At 28.7% G+C, this 25,041-nt stretch carries 22 protein-coding genes; 13 read left to right on the top strand and 9 right to left on the bottom strand.

The genetic code is table 11. The features are described 5' to 3' along the window. Positions 1-19 precede the first annotated feature (19 nt). From CORN_RS03495 to CORN_RS03555, 13 genes are all read left to right on the top strand, one after another. Positions 20-676: a cell division ATP-binding protein FtsE gene (locus CORN_RS03495; RefSeq protein ID WP_066008443.1), complete on the top strand. Its 657-nt coding sequence runs from the start codon at positions 20-22 to the stop codon at positions 674-676. Next, positions 663-1,469 (top strand): ABC transporter permease, encoded by an 807-nt coding sequence (locus CORN_RS03500; protein ID WP_066008414.1) that lies wholly within the window; start codon positions 663-665, stop codon positions 1,467-1,469. The genes CORN_RS03495 and CORN_RS03500 overlap by 14 nt, the downstream gene beginning before the upstream one ends. Next, positions 1,466-2,641 (top strand): murein hydrolase activator EnvC family protein, encoded by a 1,176-nt coding sequence (locus CORN_RS03505; protein ID WP_066008413.1) that lies wholly within the window; start codon positions 1,466-1,468, stop codon positions 2,639-2,641. Before CORN_RS03500 ends, CORN_RS03505 begins: the two co-directional genes overlap by 4 nt. A gap of 55 nt (positions 2,642-2,696) precedes the next feature. After that, complete coding sequence (gene pyrH / locus CORN_RS03510; protein WP_066008412.1) at positions 2,697-3,416, top strand: UMP kinase; 720 nt, start codon at positions 2,697-2,699, stop codon at positions 3,414-3,416. Positions 3,417-3,430: 14 nt separating this feature from the next. Beyond that, the gene (locus CORN_RS03515) at positions 3,431-3,649 is read left to right on the top strand and encodes a DNA-directed RNA polymerase subunit omega (protein ID WP_066008411.1); all 219 of its coding nucleotides are present in this window, start codon (positions 3,431-3,433) and stop codon (positions 3,647-3,649) included. Then, positions 3,633-5,822, top strand: a complete 2,190-nt coding sequence (locus CORN_RS03520) for a RelA/SpoT family protein (protein ID WP_066008410.1) — start codon at positions 3,633-3,635, stop codon at positions 5,820-5,822. The genes CORN_RS03515 and CORN_RS03520 overlap by 17 nt, the downstream gene beginning before the upstream one ends. Before the next feature lie 13 nt (positions 5,823-5,835). Next, positions 5,836-7,038, top strand: a complete 1,203-nt coding sequence (gene tyrS, locus CORN_RS03525) for a tyrosine--tRNA ligase (RefSeq protein WP_066008409.1) — start codon at positions 5,836-5,838, stop codon at positions 7,036-7,038. Then, the gene (locus CORN_RS03530; RefSeq protein WP_066008408.1) at positions 7,038-8,135 is read left to right on the top strand and encodes a nitronate monooxygenase; all 1,098 of its coding nucleotides are present in this window, start codon (positions 7,038-7,040) and stop codon (positions 8,133-8,135) included. The genes tyrS and CORN_RS03530 overlap by 1 nt, the downstream gene beginning before the upstream one ends. Then, positions 8,119-10,032 carry an N-acetylmuramoyl-L-alanine amidase gene (locus CORN_RS03535; RefSeq protein WP_172663976.1) on the top strand — a complete coding sequence of 638 codons (1,914 nt, stop codon included), beginning with the start codon at positions 8,119-8,121 and terminating at the stop codon, positions 10,030-10,032. Before CORN_RS03530 ends, CORN_RS03535 begins: the two co-directional genes overlap by 17 nt. Next, positions 10,029-11,861, top strand: a complete 1,833-nt coding sequence (gene mnmC / locus CORN_RS03540; RefSeq protein ID WP_066008406.1) for a bifunctional tRNA (5-methylaminomethyl-2-thiouridine)(34)-methyltransferase MnmC2/FAD-dependent 5-carboxymethylaminomethyl-2-thiouridine(34) oxidoreductase MnmC1 — start codon at positions 10,029-10,031, stop codon at positions 11,859-11,861. The genes CORN_RS03535 and mnmC overlap by 4 nt, the downstream gene beginning before the upstream one ends. A 111-nt stretch (positions 11,862-11,972) precedes the next feature. Continuing rightward, a complete protein-coding gene (locus CORN_RS03545; protein WP_245162302.1) occupies positions 11,973-12,425 on the top strand; it encodes a PAS domain-containing protein in 453 nt (150 codons plus the stop codon). Positions 12,426-12,975: 550 nt separating this feature from the next. Next, positions 12,976-13,773 carry a methyl-accepting chemotaxis protein gene (locus CORN_RS08620; protein WP_245162301.1) on the top strand — a complete coding sequence of 266 codons (798 nt, stop codon included), beginning with the start codon at positions 12,976-12,978 and terminating at the stop codon, positions 13,771-13,773. Between the two features lie 12 nt (positions 13,774-13,785). After that, on the top strand, positions 13,786-14,616 hold the full coding sequence (locus tag CORN_RS03555) for a hypothetical protein (protein WP_066008404.1): 831 nt from the start codon (positions 13,786-13,788) through the stop codon (positions 14,614-14,616). Here CORN_RS03555 and rseP read toward each other — a convergent pair. Genes rseP through murJ form a run of 9 tightly spaced genes read right to left on the bottom strand, consistent with a single transcriptional unit; the run spans position 14,613 to position 24,918 of the window. After that, positions 14,613-15,719 carry an RIP metalloprotease RseP gene (gene rseP, locus CORN_RS03560; protein WP_066008403.1) on the bottom strand — a complete coding sequence of 369 codons (1,107 nt, stop codon included), beginning with the start codon at positions 15,717-15,719 and terminating at the stop codon, positions 14,613-14,615. The two genes, CORN_RS03555 and rseP, sit on opposite strands and share 4 nt — an antisense overlap. 1 nt (position 15,720) lies before the next feature. Beyond that, positions 15,721-16,251 (bottom strand): CDP-diacylglycerol--glycerol-3-phosphate 3-phosphatidyltransferase, encoded by a 531-nt coding sequence (gene pgsA / locus CORN_RS03565; RefSeq protein WP_066008402.1) that lies wholly within the window; start codon positions 16,249-16,251, stop codon positions 15,721-15,723. Positions 16,252-16,301: 50 nt separating this feature from the next. After that, positions 16,302-17,081 carry an enoyl-ACP reductase gene (locus tag CORN_RS03570; protein WP_066008401.1) on the bottom strand — a complete coding sequence of 260 codons (780 nt, stop codon included), beginning with the start codon at positions 17,079-17,081 and terminating at the stop codon, positions 16,302-16,304. After that, complete coding sequence (dapA, locus tag CORN_RS03575) at positions 17,081-17,977, bottom strand: 4-hydroxy-tetrahydrodipicolinate synthase (protein WP_039618026.1); 897 nt, start codon at positions 17,975-17,977, stop codon at positions 17,081-17,083. Before dapA ends, CORN_RS03570 begins: the two co-directional genes overlap by 1 nt. Positions 17,978-17,979: 2 nt before the next feature. After that, positions 17,980-19,221 carry a M16 family metallopeptidase gene (locus tag CORN_RS03580; protein WP_066008400.1) on the bottom strand — a complete coding sequence of 414 codons (1,242 nt, stop codon included), beginning with the start codon at positions 19,219-19,221 and terminating at the stop codon, positions 17,980-17,982. Continuing rightward, the gene (locus tag CORN_RS03585; RefSeq protein WP_066008399.1) at positions 19,218-20,276 is read right to left on the bottom strand and encodes a quinone-dependent dihydroorotate dehydrogenase; all 1,059 of its coding nucleotides are present in this window, start codon (positions 20,274-20,276) and stop codon (positions 19,218-19,220) included. The genes CORN_RS03580 and CORN_RS03585 overlap by 4 nt, the downstream gene beginning before the upstream one ends. A gap of 50 nt (positions 20,277-20,326) precedes the next feature. After that, complete coding sequence (locus CORN_RS03590; protein WP_066008398.1) at positions 20,327-22,090, bottom strand: ABC transporter ATP-binding protein; 1,764 nt, start codon at positions 22,088-22,090, stop codon at positions 20,327-20,329. Further along, complete coding sequence (cysS, locus tag CORN_RS03595; protein ID WP_066008397.1) at positions 22,083-23,465, bottom strand: cysteine--tRNA ligase; 1,383 nt, start codon at positions 23,463-23,465, stop codon at positions 22,083-22,085. The genes CORN_RS03590 and cysS overlap by 8 nt, the downstream gene beginning before the upstream one ends. Beyond that, entirely contained in the window at positions 23,452-24,918 is a 1,467-nt protein-coding gene (gene murJ / locus CORN_RS03600) for a murein biosynthesis integral membrane protein MurJ (RefSeq protein ID WP_066008396.1), read from the bottom strand. Before murJ ends, cysS begins: the two co-directional genes overlap by 14 nt. Positions 24,919-25,041: the final 123 nt, after the last annotated feature.

Below are 25,041 nucleotides of genomic sequence, written 5' to 3' on the forward strand. Positions count from 1 at the left end.
TAATGAGGAAAAAGCAGTGATGATAGAGGCTAAAAAGCTTTGTCTAGGTTATGATGAGCTTGTTATAGAAAATGCTAATTTTTCACTAAAAGATAATGATTTTGTTTTTATTACAGGAAAAAGTGGTAGTGGAAAGTCGACTTTGTTGAAATCTTTCTATGGAGACTTAGAGCCAATTAGTGGAAATTTGAGAGTTTGTAATAATGATTTAGTAAATATTTCTAATGTTGATCTTTTACAACTTAGGCAAAAAATAGGCATTATTTTTCAAGATTATCGACTAGTTCAAGAATTTAGTGTAGAAAAAAATGTAATGTTGCCTTTAATGATTAAAGGTTATAGCAAGAATGTATGTAAGGAACAGGCTACAAAGCTTTTAAAACATGTAAATTTAACTTTTAAAGCTGATAAAAAACCAGCTCAACTTTCAGGTGGAGAACAACAGCGCGTAGCTATGGCAAGAGCTTTGGCACATAATCCAAAACTGCTCTTATGTGATGAACCAACGGGTAATTTAGATGAGTATTCTTCGGATATCATATGGACTTTATTAAAATCAGCTAGAGAAATACTTGGAACTTGCGTGGTAGTTGTAACACATAGAATTCCTACCAATTTAAGACTTGATTATCGTCGTTTCAATATAGAAAATGGGAGAATGAATGAAATCGCTTAAAAACCATCTTTCTTTGATATTTGCTTTAATGGTAATGATGTTTGCATTTGAATTTTTAATCATTACAAATAAAACCATAGAACACTATGAAAAACTTTTGAATAAAGATTATAATATTATTTTGGTAGGAAAAACCCATTTAGATAAAAAAAGTATAGAAGATCAAGTGAGTTATTTTCAATCTTTAGAAATTTTAAATCCAAATGAAATGATAGATAGACTTAAAAATGATATATCAGCCAAAAATATAGAAGTCTTAAAAGCCACATTGCCAAAATTTTATACTTTAAAACTAAATAAACTTTTATCAGAAGATGAGCTAAGCACTTTAAAAGACAAGCTTTTAACAAATCCTAATATTACTAAAGTGGAAACTTTTGCTAAAACGCATACAAAAATTTATAAACTTTTGGTCTTAGTGAAATTTTTATTATGGTTTTTCCTATTTATTATAATATTGCTTAGTTTTGTGTTGTTACTTAAACAAATGAAAATTTGGCTTTTTGAGCATACTCAACGAGTGGAAATTATGTGCTTGCTTGGAGCACCATTTTGGTTTAGATCGTTTATGCTTTACAAGATTGTTTTTGTTGATTGTTTTATAGCGTTTTTATTGCTTGTATTATTTTTCACTCAAGGTTATGATCTAGAAGCTATTAAGTTGGCTTTACAAAGTGTAGATATTAGCCTACCTAAAATAAGTATATTTACGCATTTATTCTTGATTTTTTTAGCAATGCTTTGTGTTTGTTTTGCTTGTGTTAATTTTGTAATGTTTAAGGTTAGAAAATGAAAAAATGCTTTTGGCTTTTTTTATTTTCTTTTTCTATTTTGTTTTCAAATGAAATTACGCAAAAACAAAAAGATATTAAAGAAAACGAACGCATTGTAAAGCAATTGTCTAAAAAATTAGAGGATTTGGCAAGTGAAATTTTAGATAATGAAAAAAATCTAAAAAAAATCGCTTCAGAAATTAACACTTTAACCTCAAAAACTTCTAAGCTTGAAAGTTCGGTGAAAACTCAAATAAAAGCATTAGAGCAACTTAATTTGCAAAATAAAGACCTTTTGCAAAATAAAAATAAAATCGAAGGAAAAATAATTGATTTAATCGCTAAAGACTTTGCTTATGATTTAGCTATTCCTAAAAATTATATAGAAAGTGAAGATAGTATTATAGCTTTAGAATTAGTTGGAGTATTGGATAAAATTTTTAAAGAAGAATTTTATCAAATTTCAAAAGACTATGAAGATGTGAGCAAGAAAATAGAAGAAAAACAAAACCAAATCACTACAATTAATTCTAACTTAAAATCTTATAAAGATCAAATTGATGAACTTAAAAGTCTTAGAAAAAAACAAGAGCAAGAAATAACTAAACAAAAAACTGATAAAGAAATTTACACTAGAAAACTCTCTAGTTTACAGGCTCAGCAACAAGAGTTGAGAAAAACATTGAATAAATTAAAAATTATTAAAGAAAAAGAAGAAGAGAAATTAGCACAAAAAAAAGAAGATAAAAGAACAAACTCAAATGTAAAACAAGTAGGTTCAAGTTATCAAACAAGCAGTGTTAAGCGTTATAGTGGGCCTAAGACAATAGCTCCTTTAGAATCTTACACAGTAAAGCAAAAATTTGGAAACTATATTGATCCTATTTATAATATTAAAATTTATAATGAAAATGTAGTTTTAAAAAGTGATAGCACTAATGCTGCAGTAAGGAATGTGCTAGATGGTAAGGTGGTTTTTGCAAAAGCAACCCCAACTTTAAAGCAAGTTGTGATTGTCGAAAATAAAGATGGTATACATACTATTTATGCACATTTAGATAAAATTGCACCAGGGGTTAAAGTAGGTAGAAATATAAAAAAAGGTTATATTATAGGTAGAGTTGAGAGTGATTTAACTTTTGAAGTAACCCAAAAGAATTTTCATATCAATCCCTTGGAGATGATAAAATAAATTAGTTTTTTTTAATACGAATTTTGATATAGTTTCAAATCAAAGGAGAAAATTAATGAGCAATAAAAGAAAGAGAGTATTGGTTAAATTTTCTGGGGAAGCTTTGGCTGGAGAAAATGGATTTGGCATAGAAAATTCTATTTTAAAATATATAGCTTCTGAAATAAAAAGCTTGGTTAATGAAAATGTTGAAGTAGGTATTGTTATAGGTGGTGGAAATATCATTAGAGGGGTATCTGCTGCAAGAGATGGACTTATAAAAAGAACAAGTGGTGATCATATGGGTATGCTTGCTACTGTGATTAATTCTATAGCTATGCAAGAAGCATTGGAAAGTGCTGGACTTGATGTAAGAGTTCAAAGTGCTATTCAAATGGAAGCATTTTGTGAGACTTATATTATGAGAAGAGCACATAGACATTTAGAGAAAGGACGCATAGTTATTTTTGCTTGTGGTACAGGCAATCCTTATTTTACTACAGATACTGCTGCAACCTTAAGAGCTATAGAAATTCAAGCTGATATGATTATTAAAGCGACTAAAGTAGATGGAATTTATAATAAGGATCCTAAAAAATTTGATGATGCTATTATGCTTAATGAGTTAAGTTATGAGAGAGCTTTGCATGATAATATAAAAGTTATGGATGATACAGCAATAGCACTAGCTAAGGATAATGCTTTGCCTATTGTGGTGTGTAATATGTTTAAAGAGGGAAATTTATTAAAAATTATTCAAGGCGATATGAGTTTATGCTCTATTGTTAAAAACTAAAATTAAGGATGAAAATGAGAGTAGAACAAATAACTGCAAAAGCATTAAAAAAGCTAAAAGATGATAGGTATAAACTAGCACTTGTGGTAGCTAAAAGAGCTGAGGAATTAGCAAATGGTGCAGATCCTTTGGTGAATTTAGACAAAAATAAATATAAATATACTGATATTGCTTTATATGAAATAGCAGAAGATAAAATCGTTTTAGAGGGATTTATTGAAGCTAGTAAATGATGAGTTGTTATTAGATAAGCTTGTTGATGATGTAAAAAATTGCAAGGATTTACAAAGAGCAAAAGAAATTCTTTTTATGGTTTTTCCGCAATCTACTGTTTTAGAAAAAGCAGTGGAATTTTGTATTCAAAAACATAAAGGACAATTTAGAAAAAGCGGAGAACCATACGCTGTTCATCCTATATTGGTAGCTTCTTTTGTAGCTTTTTTAAGTCCTGTACAATCTATGATTATAGCTGCATTATTGCATGATGTATTAGAAGATACAGATTGTAGCGAAGAAGAATTAAATGTCAATTTTGGTGAGGAAGTAACAAAATTAGTTCAAGGTTTAACGAAAATAGTTAGTATTAGAGAAGATCATCTTACACGTTCTAATTCTAATGAAAAACTTGCAAAATCTGCTTTGACTTTTAGAAATATGCTTCTAGCTGGTGTTGAAGATGTAAGTGTGCTTGTGATAAAACTTTGTGATAGATTGCACAATATGCTTACTTTAAATTTTCTAAGAGAAGATAAACAAAAAAGAATTAGCGAAGAAACCTTAGTAGTGTATGCACCTATAGCACATAGACTTGGTATTTCAAGTATAAAAAATCTACTTGAAGATTTAAGTTTTAAATTTTTACTACCTGATGAATACACACAAATTGATAATTACATTAATGCAAAAGATCAACAAATTCAGCTTGGTTTTAATGAATTTATTTCTAAAATAGAAATGCTGTTTTTGGAAAATGGCTTTAGACAAGGTAGTTTTGTTATACATAAAAGAATCAAACATAATTATTCTATTTACTTAAAAATGCAAAGAAAAGGTGTTGGACTTGATGAGGTTTTAGATCTTTTAGGTGTAAGAATTTTAGTTGAAAAAGTTTATGATTGCTATTTGGCTTTAGGGATTTTACATACACATTTTAATCCTTTAATTTCAAGATTTAAAGACTATATAGCTTTACCAAAGCAAAATGGTTACCAAACTTTACATACAACATTATTTGATGCTAAAAATATTATAGAAGCACAAATTCGTACCTTTGATATGCATAAAACTGCTGAATTTGGTGTAGCGGCACATTGGAAATACAAAGAAGGGAATATAACGACACCAAATTTAGATTGGCTTGCTGATATTTCTATGCATGGCAAAGAAGAAGGAAATAACGTACAAGATTGTGATGCTATTGAGCTTTATGAATACGCAAAAGATAGTTTATATATTGAAGATATAGCAGTGTATTCTCCAAAAGGGGAAATTTTCACCTTACCGCGTGGAGCTACTGCTTTAGATTTTGCTTATGAAGTGCATACTAAAGTAGGACTTCATGCAAAAACAGCTTTTGTAAATCGCGTGAGAGTACCACTTTTAACTGTGCTTAAAAATGGCGATATAGTTAGTATTGAAACTTCTGAAGAAGAGTTTTTTAGATGTTCTTGGATAGATAGTGTTAAAACTGGTAAAGCTAGAGCTAGTATAAGAGATTTTTGTAAGCAAAAAAAGAAAGAATTAAATAATAAAATTGCTATAAATCTTTTATCTACTGTGTTTAATAAGGACTCTAAGCTTATAGAAGAATGGCTTGAAAAAGAAAAATTTACCAAAAAACTTAGACAAATTGCTATAGATTTTAACTATTTCAAAGAAGTTGTTATTTGTCTTAGAAAATATGTGGGGCAAAATCAAGCGTCTAGATTTGAACAAAATGAGCAAAAATTTGAAAGTATAGTGATTGGATCAAATTATAAAATCACTACGATAAATTTTGACTATTGTTGTAGACCTAAAAGAGGAGATGAGATCATTGCTTTTAGGCATTCAACTAGTGCTACCATACACCATAAGCTTTGTGAACAGGCAATGAAAATGATAGAAAATAACAAAGAAATGATTTTTGTTTCTTGGAGTGATAGTTCGATAAAAAGTTACAAAATTATTGTTTCTATAGAAAATAAAAAAGGTTCTTTAGCAGATTTTCTAACTACTTTAGCTAAAATGCAGATTAATGTTTTAAGTATTAATTCAGCTGATTCAGAACCTGTGGTAGCAAATTATTTTGAAGTGCAAGTTGAATTGCCTAACAACGTTGATGTTGAAAATGTAAAAGACAGACTAAAAGCTAGATATAAAATTTTAGATTTTACATCATTAAATGATGCATATAATAATCACTAAAGAAGGTTTTATAATGAATATTGATGAAATTATTAAAGAAATTAAAAGAGGAATTGCAGAAATTATTGATGAGGAAAGATTAGTTTCTTTGGTAAAAAACTACTATGAAAAAGGTGAAAATTTTTTTGTAAAAGCTGGGTTTGATCCTACAGCCGCTGATTTACATTTAGGACATACTGTGGTTTTAAGCAAGATGGCCTTGCTTCAAAAACATGGAGCTATAGTGCAGTTTTTAATAGGAGATTTTACTGCTCAAATAGGCGATCCTACAGGTAAAAGTGTTACAAGAAAAAAACTTGACAAGGAAGAAGTGCTTAAAAATGCTAAAACTTATGAAGAACAAGTTTTTAAAATTTTAGATCCAAGTAAAACTCAAATTCATTTTAATTCTAAATGGCTAAATGAGCTAGGCGCTAGTGGTATAGTAGAGCTTACTTCAACTTTTAGTGTTGCTAGAATGCTTGAAAGAGATGATTTTACCAAACGCTTTAAAGAGCAAAGTCCTATATCAATATGTGAATTTTTGTATCCACTTTTGCAAGGTTATGATAGTGTTGCATTAAAAAGTGATATAGAAATGGGTGGAACTGATCAAAAATTTAATCTTTTAATGGGACGACAACTTCAAAGGATATACAATTGCCAAAAAGAACAAGTGGTTATGATGATGCCATTGCTTGAGGGTCTTGATGGTGTAAATAAAATGAGTAAAAGCTTGGGAAATTATATTGGTGTAACAGAAGATGCCAAAGATATGTATGCCAAGGTTTTAAGTATAAGTGATGAATTAATGTTTAGATATTATGAGCTTTTAAGCGAGAAAAGTTCAAGTGAAATTTTGCAAATGAAAGATGATATTAAAAATGGTTCATTACATCCTAAAAAAGCTAAGGAAAATTTAGCTTTAGAAATTACTACGCGTTTTCATTCAAATGAATGTGCGTTAAAAGCTAAAGAGGAGTTTGACAAAGTTCATAGTGCAAAAGAACTTCCTAGTGATATGCCAAGTTTCACTTTAGAAGGTAGTATTTGGCTTGCGAAAGCTATAGTAGAGTGTAAAATGGAAATTTCTACTTCAGCCGCTAGAAGATTGATTAATTCAAATGCAGTGAGTATTAATGGGAAAAAAGTTCAAGATGAACAATTCCAACTAGAAAATGGTGAATATATTTTACAAGTTGGAAAAAGAAAATTTGCAAAATTAAAGGTAATATAATGAGTTTTAAAGCTTTAAAAATCGGAAAGCACGAGATAAAATATCCTATTTTTCAAGGTGGTATGGGACTTGGTATAAGTTGGGACAAGCTTGCTTCTGCGGTTTCTTTAAATGGTGGTTTAGGGATTATTTCTTCAGTAGGAACTGGATATTATGAAAATAGAACGCATATAGATAAAGAGTTCAATGCAAAACCTTATGGTAGTGATAATTTTTATTCAAAAGCAGGCTTAAAGGCTTTGATAGATAATGCTAGAAAGGTTTGCAAAGATGCACCTTTAGGTTGTAATATTTTATATGCAAGTAATAATTATTCGCAAATTGCACGTAATGCTTGTGAGGTTGGTTTTAATGTGATAGTTTCAGGAGCAGGACTTCCTACAAATTTACCTGAATTCACACAAGATTATCCTGATGTTGCTTTGGTGCCTATTGTATCATCTGCTAAAGCTTTAAAAATTATTTGTAAAAGATGGCAAAGTAGATATAATCGCTTACCTGATGCGGTTATAGTTGAAGGACCAAAAAGTGGAGGACATCAAGGTTTTACTTATGAGCAGTGTTTAATGGATGAATATCAATTAGAAAATGTGGTGCCACAGGTTGCGCAAGAAATTAAAAACTGGGGTGATATACCATTAATTGCTGCAGGCGGAATTTGGGATAAGCAAGATATAGAAAAAATGATGTCTTTGGGGGCAAGTGGCGTTCAAATGGGAACTCGTTTCATAGGAACTTTTGAATGCGATGCGAGTGATGATTTCAAACAAGTATTGCTAGATTGTAAAAAAGAAGATATTGAGCTTTTAAAATCTCCAGTTGGCTATCCTGCAAGAGGGGTAAGAACTAATCTTTTAAATTTAGTTGATAAAAGAATGGGGCCAAAAATTTCTTGTGTGAGCAATTGCGTTGCACCATGTGGTAGAGGTAAGGAAGCTACTAAAGTAGGTTATTGTATAGCAGATAGATTATATGATGCATGGAGTGGTAAAAAAGAAACAGGCTTATTTTTTACAGGTGCTAATGGATATAGACTAGATAAGCTTATCAGCGTAGAAGAGCTAATGAAAAAATTAGTTAATGGTGAAGATGCTTAGAATATTTTTTGTTTTTTTATTATCTTGTCTTAGTATTTTTGCTAATATGGAAGTTAAGAAATTTGATCAAATTTTTTTAACTTCTAATCCAGAAGAAAAACTACAATTACATCAGCAATTAAAATCTTTGTATATACAAAGTGTTATTAATGATAATAATGAAGAAAAAAATGAGATTTTAAAAAGATTAATTATAAGTTCAAATTCTTTAGGTTTTGATGATAAAGCTTATGTGCAAGAGCTTAAAGAAAGTGGAGTAAGTGAAGAAGAAATTTCGCGTTTAAAAAATGCCTTAAATGTTATACAAGATCAAAAAATCAAAAAAGAATCAGTAAAAAAAGAAGTTAATACTGCTATGTCTGATAAAAAAGAAGATAAAAAAGAAGATAAAAAAGAAGATAAAAAAGAAGATAAAAAAGAAGATAAAAAAGAAGATAAAAAAGAAGATAAAAAAGCTCCGGTGCAAAAAGAGCTTTTTGTGCTTGATGTTAAAAAATTAGATAATGGTATTTTACTTGACTTGAGTGAAAAAATCAGCCAAAAAGATATTAAAAATTTTACTCTCAAGGGTGATAATAATTTTCGTTATGTTGCAGATTTTGATGGAGTTTTAAAAGGACCTAAGAGAAATTTTGAATTTAAAGATTTTGATATTATCGTATCACAATTTAATCCTACAAGTATGCGTTTAGTTTTGAGTTCAAAAAAAGAGCTAAAAATAAAAATAGAGCTTAAAAATCAAAGTCTTTTTATGGGGCTTGAAAAAGTAGAAAAAAAAGAAGAGCCTAAATCTATAATTAAAAAGCAAAATGAGGCTAAAAAAACAACAACTAAAAAGGAAGTTATAAAAAATGAACCATTGTATATTTTAAAATCAAGTAAAGCTAAAAATGGTATTAATTTAAAATTAAATAATGATATTGATTTTGAAGATATTAAAATTAATTCTTTTAAAGATGGTAAAATATATCGTTCTATTGTAAGTTTTGAAGCTATTTTAGAAGGTGATAGAAAAAAAATCGATATTAATAAAAATCAATCTATTACAGTAGTACAGTTTAACAAAACAACAGTAAGGGTTGTTTTAAATTCCACTAGTGATTTTAAAACTAATCTTGATTTAGATGATGAGGAATTATTTATAGGTTTTGAAAAAAAGATCAAAAAAACACCGACAAAAACTGCCTCAAAAACAACAAAAACTGCTATTAAAAAATCAGGGAAAATCATAGTGATTGACCCAGGTCATGGAGGAAAAGATCCAGGTACTTTGGGTGATAAAGGTGTTAGAGAAAAAGATGTAGTTTTAAGTGTGGCTTTAAAACTTGGCAATGAGCTTAAAAAACGCGGGTATAGAATTTATTATACTAGAAGTACGGATAAATTTATAAATTTAAGAGATAGAACTTCTATGGCCAATGAAAAAATGGCAGATTTGTTTATTTCTATCCATGCAAATGCAGCTCCAAATAAACAAAGAGCTAAGACTCTTGAAGGTATTGAAACTTTCTTTTTGTCACCTGCAAGAAGTGAAAGAAGTAAAAAGGCTGCTGAGTTAGAGAATCAATCAGATTTTGAAGAGATGAATTATTTTTCTAAACAAACCTTTTTAAATTTTTTAAATCGTGAAAAAATAGTCGCTTCAAATAAACTTGCCATTGATGTACAAAAAAAGATTTTAAGTAATGTAAGAAAAAAATATAAAGTTGTTGATGGTGGGGTTAGAGAAGCTCCTTTTTGGGTTTTAGTGGGTGCACAAATGCCTGCTATATTGATCGAGACAGGTTATATCAGTCATCCTAGCGAAAGAAATAGACTAGTAAATAAAAATTTTCAAGAATTATTAGCTATTGGTATTGCTAATGGCATAGAGAGTTATTTTTACAAAAACCAATGAAAAAAGCAAATATCATCATCAAAGACAATGCACCTTTCTCTTTAGATTTTGATGATTATTATTTTAACTCTAGTGATGGTTTAAGCGAAAGTGAATTTATTTATACTAATGCTTTTGAGTTTCAAGCAAAACAAACTATTGCAGAGCTTGGTTTTGGTATAGGTTTAAATTTTTTCCTTACTCTAAAGCGTTTTATAAAAGAAAAAAAAGAAAACCAAAGACTTTTTTATCTTAGTTTTGAAAATTTTTATATAGAAAAAGATAAATTAAGAGAAATTTATAAAAATCTTGGTTTTTATGAGGAATTTAAAGAACTTCTGGAGCAGTTTTTAAAATTTTATCCCCCATGTAAAGATGGAGTTTATAGGTTTTATTTTCAAGATTGTTTTTTGGACTTGGTGTTTGGTGATGCTAATGAAAAATTGCAAAAATTAGATTTTAAAGCTGATGTTTGGTATTTAGATGGTTTTGCCCCTGCTAAAAATCAAGAGATGTTTGATGAAGATATTATAAATAAAGTTGCTAAAAACTCAAAAATAAATACCAAAGTCTTAACCTTTTCTTCTGCAAGTGTTTTAAAAAAAGCTTTAATAAATAATAATTTTCAAGTGCAAAAAGTAAAAGGTTTTAGAAAAAGAGAAATGATACAAGCTATTTTTAATGGCTTAGAGTCTGAAGACAAATTTGCCTATTTTAATACTCCATATTTAAAAAAAGATATCCAAAAAATAGCCATTATTGGAGCAGGTATAGCTGGAGCTAGTTTAGCTTATGAATTTTCATTAAGAAATGTTCAAGTGGATATTTTTGAGAAAGAAAATTCACTAGGTAAGGGTGCTTCTGGAAATATCAATGGAATTTTAAGTTCTTTGATTTTAAAACCTGATGTTTTATTGGGGGAATTTTCACAATATGCTTTTTTAGAAGCGAGTAGGTTTTATAGGCAAATTTTAAACTTAGATCCACAAGGCGTTTATGAATTTTCTCATAATGAGCTTATGCAAGAGCGTTTTAATAGTCAAAAAGATAATATTTTGTTTAAAATTACCAATAATCAAGCTTTTTTAAAAGATGGAATGTGCATAAAGCCTCAAAAAGTAGTTAAGACACTTTTGGAAAAAAGTAAAGCAAGTGTATTTTTTGAGTATGAATTTATAGATTATTCTTATGAAAATGAAAAGTTTTCTTTGCGATTTAACAATAAAAAGACTTTAAAAGATTATGATGTATTAATTTATGCTCAAGGTGCTGATGTTAAGAACTTTTTAGATTATAAATATATGAAATTAAGTAGTGTTAGAGGTCAATGTACCCATTTAAAACCATTTTTAAAAAATACTCATGCCTTATCATCAAAAGGTTATGTTTGTCCTATCAACGAGGAATTAAATTTGCAACTTATTGGTGCAAGTTACGATAGATTAAATTATACCAACATACTTTTAGAAAAAGATGATTTTCAAAATATTGAAAATATAAGAGAATTTTTAGAAAATGAAAAATTAGAGATTGTGGGTGGTAAAGTAGGATTTAGATCATATTCTAGCGATAGATTTGCTATAGTTGGTCAAGCATATGATGAAAATTTTTATTTACAAAATTATAAAGCACTTTTATGGCATAAAAATAAAGCTCAAGTAACTCCAAATGAATTTATTCCCTTATATTTTAGTATTGCTCATGGCTCTAGAGCTTTTGCTAGTGCTATTATATCTTCTAGAATTATTACTTCTTTGGTTTTTAATGAACCAAGAATAGAAAAAGAGTTTTTATATGCTTTGCATCCTGCAAGATTTTTAATCCGTCAGCTAAAAAAAGGAAAAAATTAGAATTTCATTTTCACTTCATTTTATTTATGTATTTTTACGTATTGCAAACAAGGAGAGTATATGCGAAAAATTCAACCTACATTAAATGAGAAATTTTTTAATGATGGGTAAATTATTGTCTCAAAAACCGACAAAACCGGAAGAATAGTTTATTGTAATAGAAATTTTATGATTTTATCAGGATATAAAGAATCAGAGCTTTTGGGTAAACCCCATAATATAATTCGTCATCCTGATATGCCTAAAGTTGTTTTTGAAATTCTTTGGGAAAGTATTAAAAATAAAAAAGAGGTTATTGCTTATGTAAAAAATTTATCTAAAGATGGCTCATTTTATTGGGTATTAGCTTTTGTAACTCCTTCTTTTGATTCTAATGGAGAGGTTATGGGGTATCATTCGATGCGCTTAAATCCTAAAAAGGAAGCTATTGAAAAAATAGAAAAAATATACAAAGAGCTTTTATTAGAAGAGCAAAAAGGCGGACAAAAAGCATCAAGAAAATTACTAAATAATATTTTAAATTCAAAAGGAATGAGCTATGAAGAATTGGTTTTATCGATATAATGTCAACCAAATTGTAAATTACTTTGCTTTGTTTTTATTTTGTTTAATGGCTTTTTTAGAAGTAATTGAAGGAAAAGTTTTTGGTTTTGTTTTTTGTGTTTTAGGAACTTTAATTGTGCTATTTAGTATTGCCAGTGCTTATTATAGAAATAAAGAAGTATTGAGAGCAGCTTCGGTTTTAAATGAGCTTGCAAAAGGAAATTTAGAAGCTAGGGTAACTCATATACCTGTTCCAAAATCTGGAGTAGGTAAGTTGGGCTGGGTTGTTAATGACTTAGCAGATCAGATTGAAGCTTTTAATAGAGAAATTCTTAACGCAATTTTAGCAGTCAAAGAGCAAAGATCTTATAGAAAAGCAAGACTTGAGGGTTTGGTGGGTGCTTTTGAATATAATGCCAAGGTTATTAATGAGGCAACCTTAGAAATTGAAAAAACTCAAAATTTATCTACAAGAAGTATTATTGTAGAAAATGTATCTAAGAGCATGTCAGATTCTTTGCAAAAAGAATTAGCATTGATTAATACAAAGCTTAATGATACTGCAGATATCATGCATGATGTATATGATCAGGCAAATGACATTTCTATTCATTCTTCAAAAAGTGCTAAAAACGCACAGGTAATCTCAGATGATTTGGCAAATTTAGGTGAAAATATAGGGCAAATTCATACTTTAATAGATACTTTTTCTCAGCAAATTAATAGTGTATCTTCTTTTATAGGTATTATTGAAGATATTACAGAGCAAACAAATCTTTTGGCATTAAATGCTGCGATTGAAGCAGCTCGTGCAGGTGAACATGGTAGAGGTTTTGCTGTGGTTGCTGATGAGGTTAGAGCTTTGGCTGAAAAAACTCAAGTTGCGGCTAAAGAAATTTCTGTGATGATTAAAACATTAATAGAACAAATGGGCAATATTAAAGATATTACAAACGAAGCTTATGGAGTTGCTAAAAATTCTAATTCAAGTTTAGAAGAGTTTCAAAAAGTTTTCACAGGTGTTGATGAAAAGGCTAAAATTTTATTAGATGAAATTTCTAAAACTAGTGCAGATACTAATAAAATTTTACTTTATTTAGAGTGTTGTTTAAAAACATACTTAGCTTGTTCTTGTGTGATTAATTCTAAAATAGAACACGTAGAAGATAATAATTTAGCTAAATTTGATACCCAAAATAATATTTTTGTTTTAAATCAAGATTTAAATTCTTATATTGAAAAATTGTTTAGTTGTATAAAAAATAATCAATTAATACAAGAAGAAAAAAATATTTATGTTTGGATTAAGCAAATTCAAGATATAAATGAAAGGATGATAAGCGAAATAGAATGCAAAAAGCACATATAAATGAGAGGTTGAGTGAAAAAATACATTTTTTTAAGTTGTATATGTATAAGTGTATTTGCTTTAAGTTTAGAAGAAAGTTTAAGCGAAGGTGAAGCAAATGCTACTAAAAAACAAAAGACAAATATGGTTTCTAAACAAGTATTTTTTCAAAAACCACAAGAATACCAAAATCAAAATATAGATTTTGGATCCTTTGCTAGCAAGTCTTTGGGTCAAGTTTTGAATTTAAGTTCTAAGGATAAAACGGAAGCTAATTTAGACTATAACGCTTTAAATGTAAATATAAAAAATATCAATTCGATATTAGATTATAATAATGCTGCTTTACTCTTGGAAAAACAAGCAAGAATAGGTCAAGTAGATCAGGCTTATTCTTTGGGACTTATCAATCGTTATACATTTAATGAGTTTAATTTCGGATTTAATTACTTTAATGATCAGTATAAAGAAGCTTATACCAAGAATAGTTTTGGAGCTGAGTTGCAATTTAGTCATTATTTTAAAGCATATGTTAATCATTATAAGATTAAAGAAAATAATAGCGATAATAGTACAGAGCTTGGTGTTGTATTTGATTTACCTTATTTAAATGTTTTAAATATTAATTCTAATATAAAGGAACTACAAAATCAGTATAATATCACTTATTCTCCAATTTCTATTTTGGATTTATCACTTAATTATCAAGATGAAAAAACTGGTATTAAAGATCAAACGGCAATGTGGATAAGATTTAGATTAAACTATGAACAAAGCTTAGGTAGGCAATTTTATAATAGTTTTTATCATAAAAACAATATAAGTGATTTTAATCGTTATGATTTCGCAACAAGAACTTATTAATTAGCTATAAAACGGGTAATATCATTATAAGTTACAAATACCATTAAACTTAAAAGTAAAGCCATGCCAAAATAGCTAAGGTATTCAAAGCATACTTTTGGAACTTCTTTTTTAAAAATTAGCTCATAAAGATTAAATAATATATGTCCTCCATCAAGTGCTGGGATAGGAAGTAGATTTAGTACTCCAAGATTGATAGAAATTAAAGCTGTGATTAAAAATAAAACTACGATGCTAGTATTTGCTGCTTTGGAGGTTATATCTACCATGGTAATAATTCCACCCATATTTTTAGCATCTAATTCCCCGCTTATAATTTTAGCAAGTCCTTTAAAAATAAGCAAAGAAGCTTCTATGCTTTCTTCATAGGCATATTTTAAACTACTAATTCCTGGATGATAAATTGTCACAAACTCACCCTTAGGTGCTATACCAATTAAAGGTTTTTGTACTTTTTGGTAAAACTCATTATAACCTTGATCAATTTGCGGAGTTAAAGTAATATCAATGAGTTTATTTTCACGTTCTATACTAAGTAAAGTTGGTTTTATATGAACGAGTTTGCCAATTTCTTCAAAGCTTTGAATTGTAATCCCATCTATGGCTAGTATTTTATCCCCAATTTGTAAATTTGCTTTTTGGGCGGCTGAATTTGGTGCTATATTTCCAATAACAGGTGCAAGTTTTTGTATGCCTAAAAAGCCTATAGCTATATAAAGTAAAAATGCTAGAAAAAAATTAAAAAATGGACCCGCGAAAAGTATGTAAATTCTAGCTAAAGGAGTTAAACTATTATAACTATTTGGCTCATAATTTTTTTCGCTAGGATTTAAATCATCTTGTCCTTTAAGTTTAACATAACCACCAAAAGGTAAAGCAGATAAGCGATATTCTGTGTTTTTATAAGTTTTTTTAAAAATAGCTTTTCCAAATCCTATGCTAAAAATTTCCACATCAACTCTCATGTGTTTTGCAGCTAAAAAATGACCTAGTTCGTGAAAAAAAATCAAAAAAGATATTACTAAAAGTGTTATTAAAAAGCTAAAAGAATAAAATTTAAACCCTATAGCTAAAATGATAAATAAAAATAAATATGATTTCAAGTTATACCTTTTTTAAATGTTTTATATAAGCTAATATATATTCAAAAGCCGAATAAAGTGTAAGTACTAAAGCAACAAACAACAATGTATTGGCAAAAGGCCATTGCATAATCAAAAATATAATGGCTATCATTTGAAAAGTTGTTTTTATTTTGCCTGCAAAGGAAGCACTTACATCAAATTTTTCACTTACCATAACCACTCTAAAACCAGTTATAAAAAATTCTCTTACTAAGATAATATAAATCATCCATGGGTCAGCTCTTTGAGTGAGTAATAATCCTAAAAAAGCAGCTAAAACAAGCATTTTATCTGCTAAAGGATCTATAATAGCCCCAAGTTTTGTAGTTTGATTCCAAGTTCTTGCAATATAACCATCAAAAAAATCAGTCAAAGCAGCTATACCAAAAACAACACAAGCAAAATAATTTACCCAACTAGGATGGATATTTTCAAAATCATTAATGAGTAAAAAAAATAAAAGTGGAGCTAATAATATCCTTATAAATGCTAAGATATTAGGTAAATTCATTGCTTATTGATCCTTGTGCTATAAAAAATACCCCTAAAATAGGTAATGAATCATTTAAAAGTTGTACCACCATCTACGATTAAAGTGTGTCCTGTGATCCAATTTGCTTTATCAGAGCATAAAAATAAACAAGCTCCAGCTAAATCTTGAGGTTCTCCAATACGATTTAGCGGGCTAAGGTTAATAGTTGCATTTTTAACTTCTTCGTAATTTGTAAATGCTTTAAGTGCATCAGTGTCAATTGGTCCACCGCTTACTATATTTACGCGGATGTTTTTAGAACCAAGTTCGGTTGCAGCATATCTTGCCATAGCTTCCACTGCTGCTTTTGCTGTACCGTGTCCTGCATAGTTTTCAATATGTACTAAATTTCCTGTTGAAGAAATAGATAATATACTACCTCCACCGACTTTTTCCATTCTTTTTGCCGCTTCTTGAGCTCCAACAACAAAAGCATTAACTGTTGCTGTAAAAATATTGTTAATACCTTTTGGCTTTAATTTCATAAATTTAGTGTATCCACCTACAACAGCACGACCTGAGATAATGGCATTAGAGATGAAAAAATCTATTCTATCAAAATCTTGATCGATTTTCTCAAACAATTCTTTATATGTTTCTGGTTCAAGTATATTAAACTCATAAGCTTTTGCTTTGATTTTATAATTTGATTCTAAATCTTTTACGATTTCTTGAGCTAAATCTGCATTAGAATTATAAGTAAAAGCTATATTAGCTCCTGCTTTTGCAAACTCATATACAATAGCTTTACCAATCCCTCTTGTTCCACCACTAATTACTAAAGTTTTGTTTTGAAAAAAAGTATCCATTAAAATCCTTTTATATTATAGTTTTTCATAATTGCTTCTATTTTTGCTAAATTACAATCACTAGGTTTACAAAGTGGCAAACGATACTCCAAGGTAGGAGTTAAACCTGCTATATACATCGCCGCTTTAATAGGTATAGGATTGCTTTCGCAAAATAAAATTTTATTGATATTATATAACTCATCATTGATTTTTTTAGCTTCAATATATTTTTCTTCTAAAGCTAAATGAGTTAATTTTGAAATCATATCAGGAAGTAAATTTGAAGTAACTGAAATCACACCTTTGCCACCATTTGAAAGTATAGGATAATTAATTGCATCTTCTCCACTTAAAAGTATCATTCTAGGCTCATGTGCTAATAAATCTACGCATTTATCAATGCTTCCGCTAGCTTCTTTTACTCCATAAATATTTTCACAATCTCTAAATAATCTTATAATAGTTTCTGTTTGAAGCTCGCATCCTGTTCTTCCTGGTACATTATATAAAAGCACAGGTATATCAATACTTTTTGCTATTTCTTTATAGTGAAGATATAAACCTTCTTGTGTGGGTTTGTTATAATACGGAGTAACGCTTAAAATTCCATCAGCTCCATGTTCTTGTGCAAATTTAGCCAAACTTACAGCCTCATGTGTAGCATTACTTCCTGCTCCTGCTAAAACCTTACAAGAACTTCCTTTGCACGCATCTAAAGCTATTTCTATACAAATTCTATGTTCTTCATGAGTTAAAGTTGCACTTTCTCCAGTTGTTCCAACAGGCACTACCACATCAATTCCATTTGCAATTTGTCTTTTAATGAGTTTATGATAAGTTTGCTCATCTAATTTTCCATTTTTAAATGGAGTTATTAAAGCTGTCATTGCTCCTATGATGATTTTATTGTCCATTTTCACCCCTTTTTTAAGATTATTGTAGTGGATTTGTTTTCATTAAAGTATTTTTTAGCACAATGAATTAAATCATCTTTACTTAGATTTTCTATATTTTTTTCATAATCAAGCAAAGGTTTTAAATCTCCTTTTGCAAGATAAGAACCATAAATATTTGCAACGCTACTTGCATTGCTTAGCGAAAAAATAAAATCACTTTTTACGGTATTTTTGATTTTTTCCATGATAGCATCATCAAATTTTGCATTTTTTATATCTTCAAGAATTTTCAAAAGTTCTTTCTCGACATCTTCTGCTTTTATGCCTTCATTGCAAACACAAATAAATATAAATAAATTCTCATCTATATTTTCACTTGCATAAGCATAAAATTCATTGATTAATTCTAATTTATCAATTAAAATTTCACTTATTAAAGAACTTTTTCCATTTCCTAAAAGCTCACTTAATGCACAAAGCTTTGGCATATCTTTGTGGTTAAATGTAGGAATTTTATACGCAAGTGCTAGCAATTGCACATCGCTTTCCTTGTGTAAGATCACACGTTTAGCACCATCTTGCTCAGGTTCTTTTTCATGAACTATGGGAATTTCTTTGGTATTTTTTATATCTTGAAAATGCTTTTTAGCTAAAGCAAAAACTTCATCTTCGTTAATATCGCCACTCACAAGTAAAATAGCATTTTTTGGTTGGTAAAAAGTTTGATGAAAATCTTGTATATCCTCTATTTTCCAATTTTGTATATCTTTAAAAAAGCCTATTGGTGTCCAATGATATGGATGGTGTAAAAAGGCATGATTGTATAATCTAAAATACAAATATCCCAAAGGATTATTATCAGTTCTCCAACGTCTTTCTTCTAAAACTACATTTCTTTCAGGTTGAAATTCATCATCTTTTAAATTTAAATTACGCATTAATTCTGCAAAAAGCCATAAAGATTTATCTAAATTTTCACTAGAGCATTTTATAAAATAATGTGTATAATCAAAGCCTGTACTTGCATTATCCACTCCACCAAAACCTTTGACTATCTCATCAAATTCACCTGCTTTTAAGTTTTTTGTACTTTTAAAATTTAAATGTTCAAGCATGTGAGCTATGCCACTTTTTCCCATTTTTTCATTTCTTGAGCCAACTTTATAAAAAATATCTACGCTTATAACTCCACTTTTTTTATTAACAGGTAGAGTATAAACTTCAAGTTTATTTTCAAGGGTGATTTTTTTATAATTAATCATTTAAAATTAACTCCTATAGCTTGACTAATGTGATCAAAACCATCTTGTTTTAAAAGTTCGATTAAGCCTTGATTGATATTTTTAACAATACTTGGTCCTTTAAAAATCATAGCTGTATAAATTTGAACCAAACTTGCTCCATTTTTAATACGTTCATAAGCAAGTTCAGCATTGTCTATGCCCCCGCTTGCTATTAAAATAGTATCTTTATAAATTTCTTTGGCTACTTCTTTAAAAAATGTCGCACTTTTTTGAGTGATTAATTTACCACTAATTCCACCAAAGGTTCTTGTGTTATCAATCAAAGAATAATCTATACTAGTATTTGCCATGATGATACCATCAGCTTTTGCACTAATAGCACTTTTGCAAAGCGAAATTGCACTATCTATACTCATATCCGGAGCGATTTTTAATATTACAGGTTTATTTGTAATTTCTTTTGCTTGGTTAAATAAGGTGCTTACAAATTCTTCGCTTTGTAAATCTCTTAAATTTTTGGTATTTGGAGAAGAGATGTTAATTACAAATAAATCACATAGGTCTTTAAACTCTTTTAATAAAATAACATAATCATTTATAGCTTCATCGTTTGAGGTGGTTTTGTTTTTGCCTATATTTGCTACCAAAGGTATACTAAAAGGATAGACTTTTTTAACTTCTTTTGCAACAGCGTCTTTACCTTTATTGTTAAACCCCATGGCATTTTGAATGCTTTCTTGTTCAACAAGCCTAAAAAGCCTAGGTTTTTCATTGCCACTTTGTGGTTTTGGGGTAAAAGTCCCATATTCTAAAAAGCCAAAACCTAAAGCACTTAGCGGTCTTATCATAGTTGCATTTTTATCAAAGCCACCTGCTAAGCCCACAGGATTATAAAAATTTAAATTAAAAATTTCTTGGTTTAAAATTTCATCATTTATTATACAATCTTTTGCGAAAAAACTAAGTCCTCCAGGAAATATACAATCTAGCGTTCGCATACTAAATTCAACCAAAGAATGAGCGTTTTCTGGATCTAATTTGTATATTAAAGGTTTTAAGCTTTCATAAGTCATATTTTTCCTTTTTTGCAAAATAGTATATTGTACTAAAAAAATGATAATTTTTAGTTTTCATTTTCTTTGACTTTATCAGTTTTTTGTGCTTTTTGTTTTAATTTTTGATAAATTTCACAATGTTTCATTAAATAAGTATCATTTCCTATGGAAACTATTTTTCCTTTATCAAGTACTGCTATTTTATCAGCATTTTCTATAGTACTAAGTCTATGAGCAATGATAAGTATCAAGCGATCTTTTTTTAAGCTTTCTATGGTTTTGACTATAGCTTTTTCACTTTCATTATCAAGTGCTGAAGTTGCTTCATCAAAAATTAAAATTTGAGGATTTTTATATAAAGCTCTTGCTATAGCAATACGTTGTTTTTGTCCACCTGAGAGATTTTTTCCATGTTCTTTTAACTCAGTATGTATACCGCCAAGTTCTTGAACAAAATCATAAGCATTAGCTTGTTTTAAAACCTCTATTACGCGTGTTTCATTATATTCTTTAGCATAAGCAATGTTTTGAGCTATGGTATCATTAAATATATAAATATTTTGAGTTACTAAAGAGATATTTTCCCTTAAACTAACAATATCAAAAGAATTAATATCTTTTTGATTGATCAAAATTTCACCACTATCTTTTTCAAAAAAATACATCAAAAGGTTGATGATAGAAGATTTTCCTCCACCACTTGAGCCAACTAAGGCTAGAATTTCTCCTTTATTAAAAGAAAAATTTACATTTTTTAATACCATTTTATCTTTTTGATAGCTTAAAGAAACATTTTTAAAATGAATATTTTGGATATTTTCTGTAAGTTTTTCATCACCACCTTTAATTTGTGGTTCTAAATCAGTTAGATAAAAAGTTCTCTCGCTAGCTGCTACTGCATTTTGTAATCTTGTATAAAGCGAAGAAAGTCTCTTGATAGGAGTATAAGCCATAAATAAAGCCGTGGTAAAGCTAAAAAAGGAACCTATACTTAAGCTTCCATCGATTACTTCTTTACCACCCACTATAATCACCACAGCAAAGCCAATTGAACCCATAGATTCCATTAAAGGACTACTTAAAGCTTCTATTCTAATACCTTTTAAAGAAAGTTTGCAAACCTCGCTATTTGTTTGGCTGAATTTTTGCATTTCATTTTTGCTTGCATTAGAAGCTTTAATAAGTTCTATATTAGAAAAAATTTCACTTAATCTTGAGGTAAGATCAGAGTTTTTTTCTTGGGTGTTGCGTCCTATTTTTTTGATTTTCTTAGCAAAAATAGCAAGAGGGTAAATTGCTAAAGGCAAAATTACCAAAGCAAAAAAAGCAAGTTTTGGACTTTGATAAATCACCACACTTAAAAGTCCAATTGCGGTTAAACTTTCCCTCAAAATTTCAGGTATTATAGTAGAAACTATATTTTGTAAAGCTCCAATATCAGAAGTGCACCGGCTGATTAATTCTCCACTTCTGTATTTATGAAAAAAGCTCATATCTAAGCGTAAAAGATTACCAAGAACTAATTCTCTTAATCTTCTTAAAATATCTGTTCCAACATAAGATATATAATAAACTTGCATATAAGCACCAAGATTTTTTAAAGCATAAATTAAAACAACAAGCAAGGGCATATAATAAAGTAAATCAACATTTTTTTCTATAAAAATTTTATTTAAAATAGGCTCTATGATGTATGCACTGGCAGCTGTGCCACCACTAGTTAAAAGCATACCAATAATAGCTAAAACAAAATAAAACCAATAATCTTTATAATAAGGTTTAAAGCGAATAAAAACCTCTTTAAGCTTCATTTCTTTGTAATTTTTATCCATTTTTCTCCCATACTACACCATTTGGTGTATCCATTAAAAGAATATTCTCTTTAGCTAAATCATCACGAATTTGATCTGCTAAGGCATAATTTTTCTCTTGTTTTGCCTTGTTGCGTAGAGCGATTTTTTCTTCTATTTCTTGACATTTTTCATTGCTAATGCCAAATTGAAAATATTTTATAGTATCTATAAAACCTATGCCAAAGATAAAAGCAAGTTCTTTTAATGTTTTTTCTAATTGTATTTTATAAGCTTTATCTTTTGGATTTTTATCTAAGCAAATATTACTTTCATTGATAAACTCATCAAGTAAAGCTAAAGCTTTAGAGGCATTTAAATCATCATTTAAAACTTCTAAAATATTTTTAGCAATTTCGCTTTCTATGATGGTTTTTTCATCTATAAAAGCGTTTAAATTTAAGCGTTTTTTTAAGCGGTAAAATTTATCAAACCTTTTTTTGGCAACTTGTAAGTCTTCTAAAGCATAATTAAAATGTGCTCTATAATGCACGCTTAAAAGATAAAATCTCAAAACCTCTCCACTAAAAAGTTTTAAAGAGTCTTTTAGAAAAAAGCTATTTCCTAAACTCTTGCTCATTTTTTCACCATTAATTTGCACAAAGCCATTATGTAGCCAAAAATTGGCCAATTCATGATTGTTTTTACAACGACACTGACAAGCTTCATTTTCATGATGAGGAAAAAGTAAATCTATACCTCCTGCATGAATATCAAGTTTGTCTTTAAAAATACTCTCTATCATCACAACGCATTCTGTGTGCCAACCTGGCCTTCCTTTGCCAAAATTTGCAGGATAAAATTTTTCATCAAATTTCCACAAGACAAAATCACTATCATTTTTTTTAGCTACACTTTCTTCTAAGCGTGATTGATTATTTTCCAAATTTCTTTTAGAAATATAAAAGTATTTATCATCTTTGCTAGTATCAAAATAAATTCCATCTTCAAGTTTATAAGCTAGGTTTAATTCTAAAAGTTTTTCTATATAAGCAATCATTTGCTCAATATAAGCTGTAGCTTTTGGTTTAAAATCAGGTTCTAAGATATTAAGTGCTTGCATATCCTCTTCATATCTTTCAATATAAAAATTTGTAATTTCTTCTAAACTTTTACCGCTCTCTTGCATTTTTTTTAAGATTTTATCATCAATATCAGTGTAATTTCTAGCAAAAATTACTTCATAATCGTTTGCTAGCAAAACTCTTCTTAAAAAATCAAAACACACGCTACTTCTTGCATGTCCTAAATGCGCATCATCATACACGGTAGGTCCACATAGATAAATATTTGCTTTTTTTGCCTCATGCGGGATAAATTCGCACTTTTTCTTTAAAACGCTATCAAAAAAAACCATTAAAACAAACCTTTAAAAAATGATAAATTTCAATTAAAAATTGTATTAAAATATCTTTAATTTCAAATAAGCCTAAAGCAAATAAACTTAAAAATACTATACTAATAAGCCAGAATTTAACTCTAAAAATGCCCCAAAGATTTTTAAAGCCAAATTCTTTAATATTAGCATACAATAAATAAAAAGCACTAATAGATGAAGCAAGTGCAATACCTAAGCTTTTATAAGCTTCTTCCTTGATAAGTAAAATAATCACTATACTAAAAAATGCTGATATAAAAAGTGTTTTAAAGGCGATTATAGCGGCTATTTTTTGTTTAAATTTAGCATAAAGCCATAAAGAAAAAAGCTTTTGTAAGCCAAAGGGTAAAAGTCCTAAAAGATAAGCTTGTAATAAAAATGCAGTGATTTTTGTATCTTCTTGATTAAAATTTCCTCTTTGAAATAAAAACTCCACAATTTCTTTAGCTAAGATAATCCCCACTATACTAGCTAAAATTAAAAGCATGCTTAAATATTCAAAAGCCTTTTGCATAAAAGCTAAAGCTTTTTGTTCTTCATTTGCTTTTAAATGTCTTAGTATTTTTGGAAAGCTTACTTGACTTAGAGCGATTGCAAAAAGAGCTAAAGGAAGCTGAAAAACTCTGTTAGAATAATACAAATACGAAATACTTCCAGCCATTAAAAAGCTAGCTATAGTAGTATCTAATAAAGAACTAATTTGATTTGCCGAAGAACCTAAAAGTCCATGAGTAAAAGTAGAGTGAAATTTATCTAAACTAGTCTTTGTTTTTTTAAGTTTTATGCTTAAATACATACTTTTTAAAATTCTAGTGTTTTTTAAAGCAAAAATATGCCATATAAGTTGAGCTAGACCACTTAAAACAGTCGCATATGAAAAATAATACAAAGCTTCTAAAGGTTTATCTTGAGTGACAAAAAATCCAGCAATCACAACAAAAAGATTGAAAAACGAAGCAGAAAAAGAAGTGATGAAAAAATTTTGTTTATAATTTAACAAAGAGCCTAAAAAAGTTACCAAAAAGATAAAAAATAAATACCAAAAATTAATAGAAACTAAAGGCGCAGCTAAAATAATCGTTTCTTTACTAAAACCAAAAGCAAAAATTTTTGTAAAAAATTCAGCAAAAAAACTTACTAAAACACAGGTTAAAAAAACAATAATGCTAAATTGCAATAAGACATTTAAGCAAAAAGCACCTTTTTTACTTGCTTTTAAAAAACTTGGTAAAAAAGCTTGTCCAAAAGCCCCTTCTGCGAAAATTCTTCTAAAAAAGGCAGGCATTTTTAATGCTACAAAGAAAATATCGCTATAAATTCCAGCCCCTAAATACAAAGCTAAAATAATATCTCTTAAAACTCCCATAATTCTAGAAAATAAGATTCCTAAGGCATTGATGATAAAATTTTTTAAAACAATATTTTTTCTCATTAATTTTCATTCTTTAAACATTAGTTTGAGTATATTAAAATTTTTTAATAGTAATAATTTTAACTAAATTTTGATTTTATTTTTGCTAAAATCAAAATTTTATATACAACAAGGAAGCTTAAG

It is taken from the genome of Campylobacter ornithocola, assembly GCF_013201605.1.
GTDB classification, from domain to species: Bacteria; Campylobacterota; Campylobacteria; order Campylobacterales; family Campylobacteraceae; genus Campylobacter_D; species Campylobacter_D ornithocola.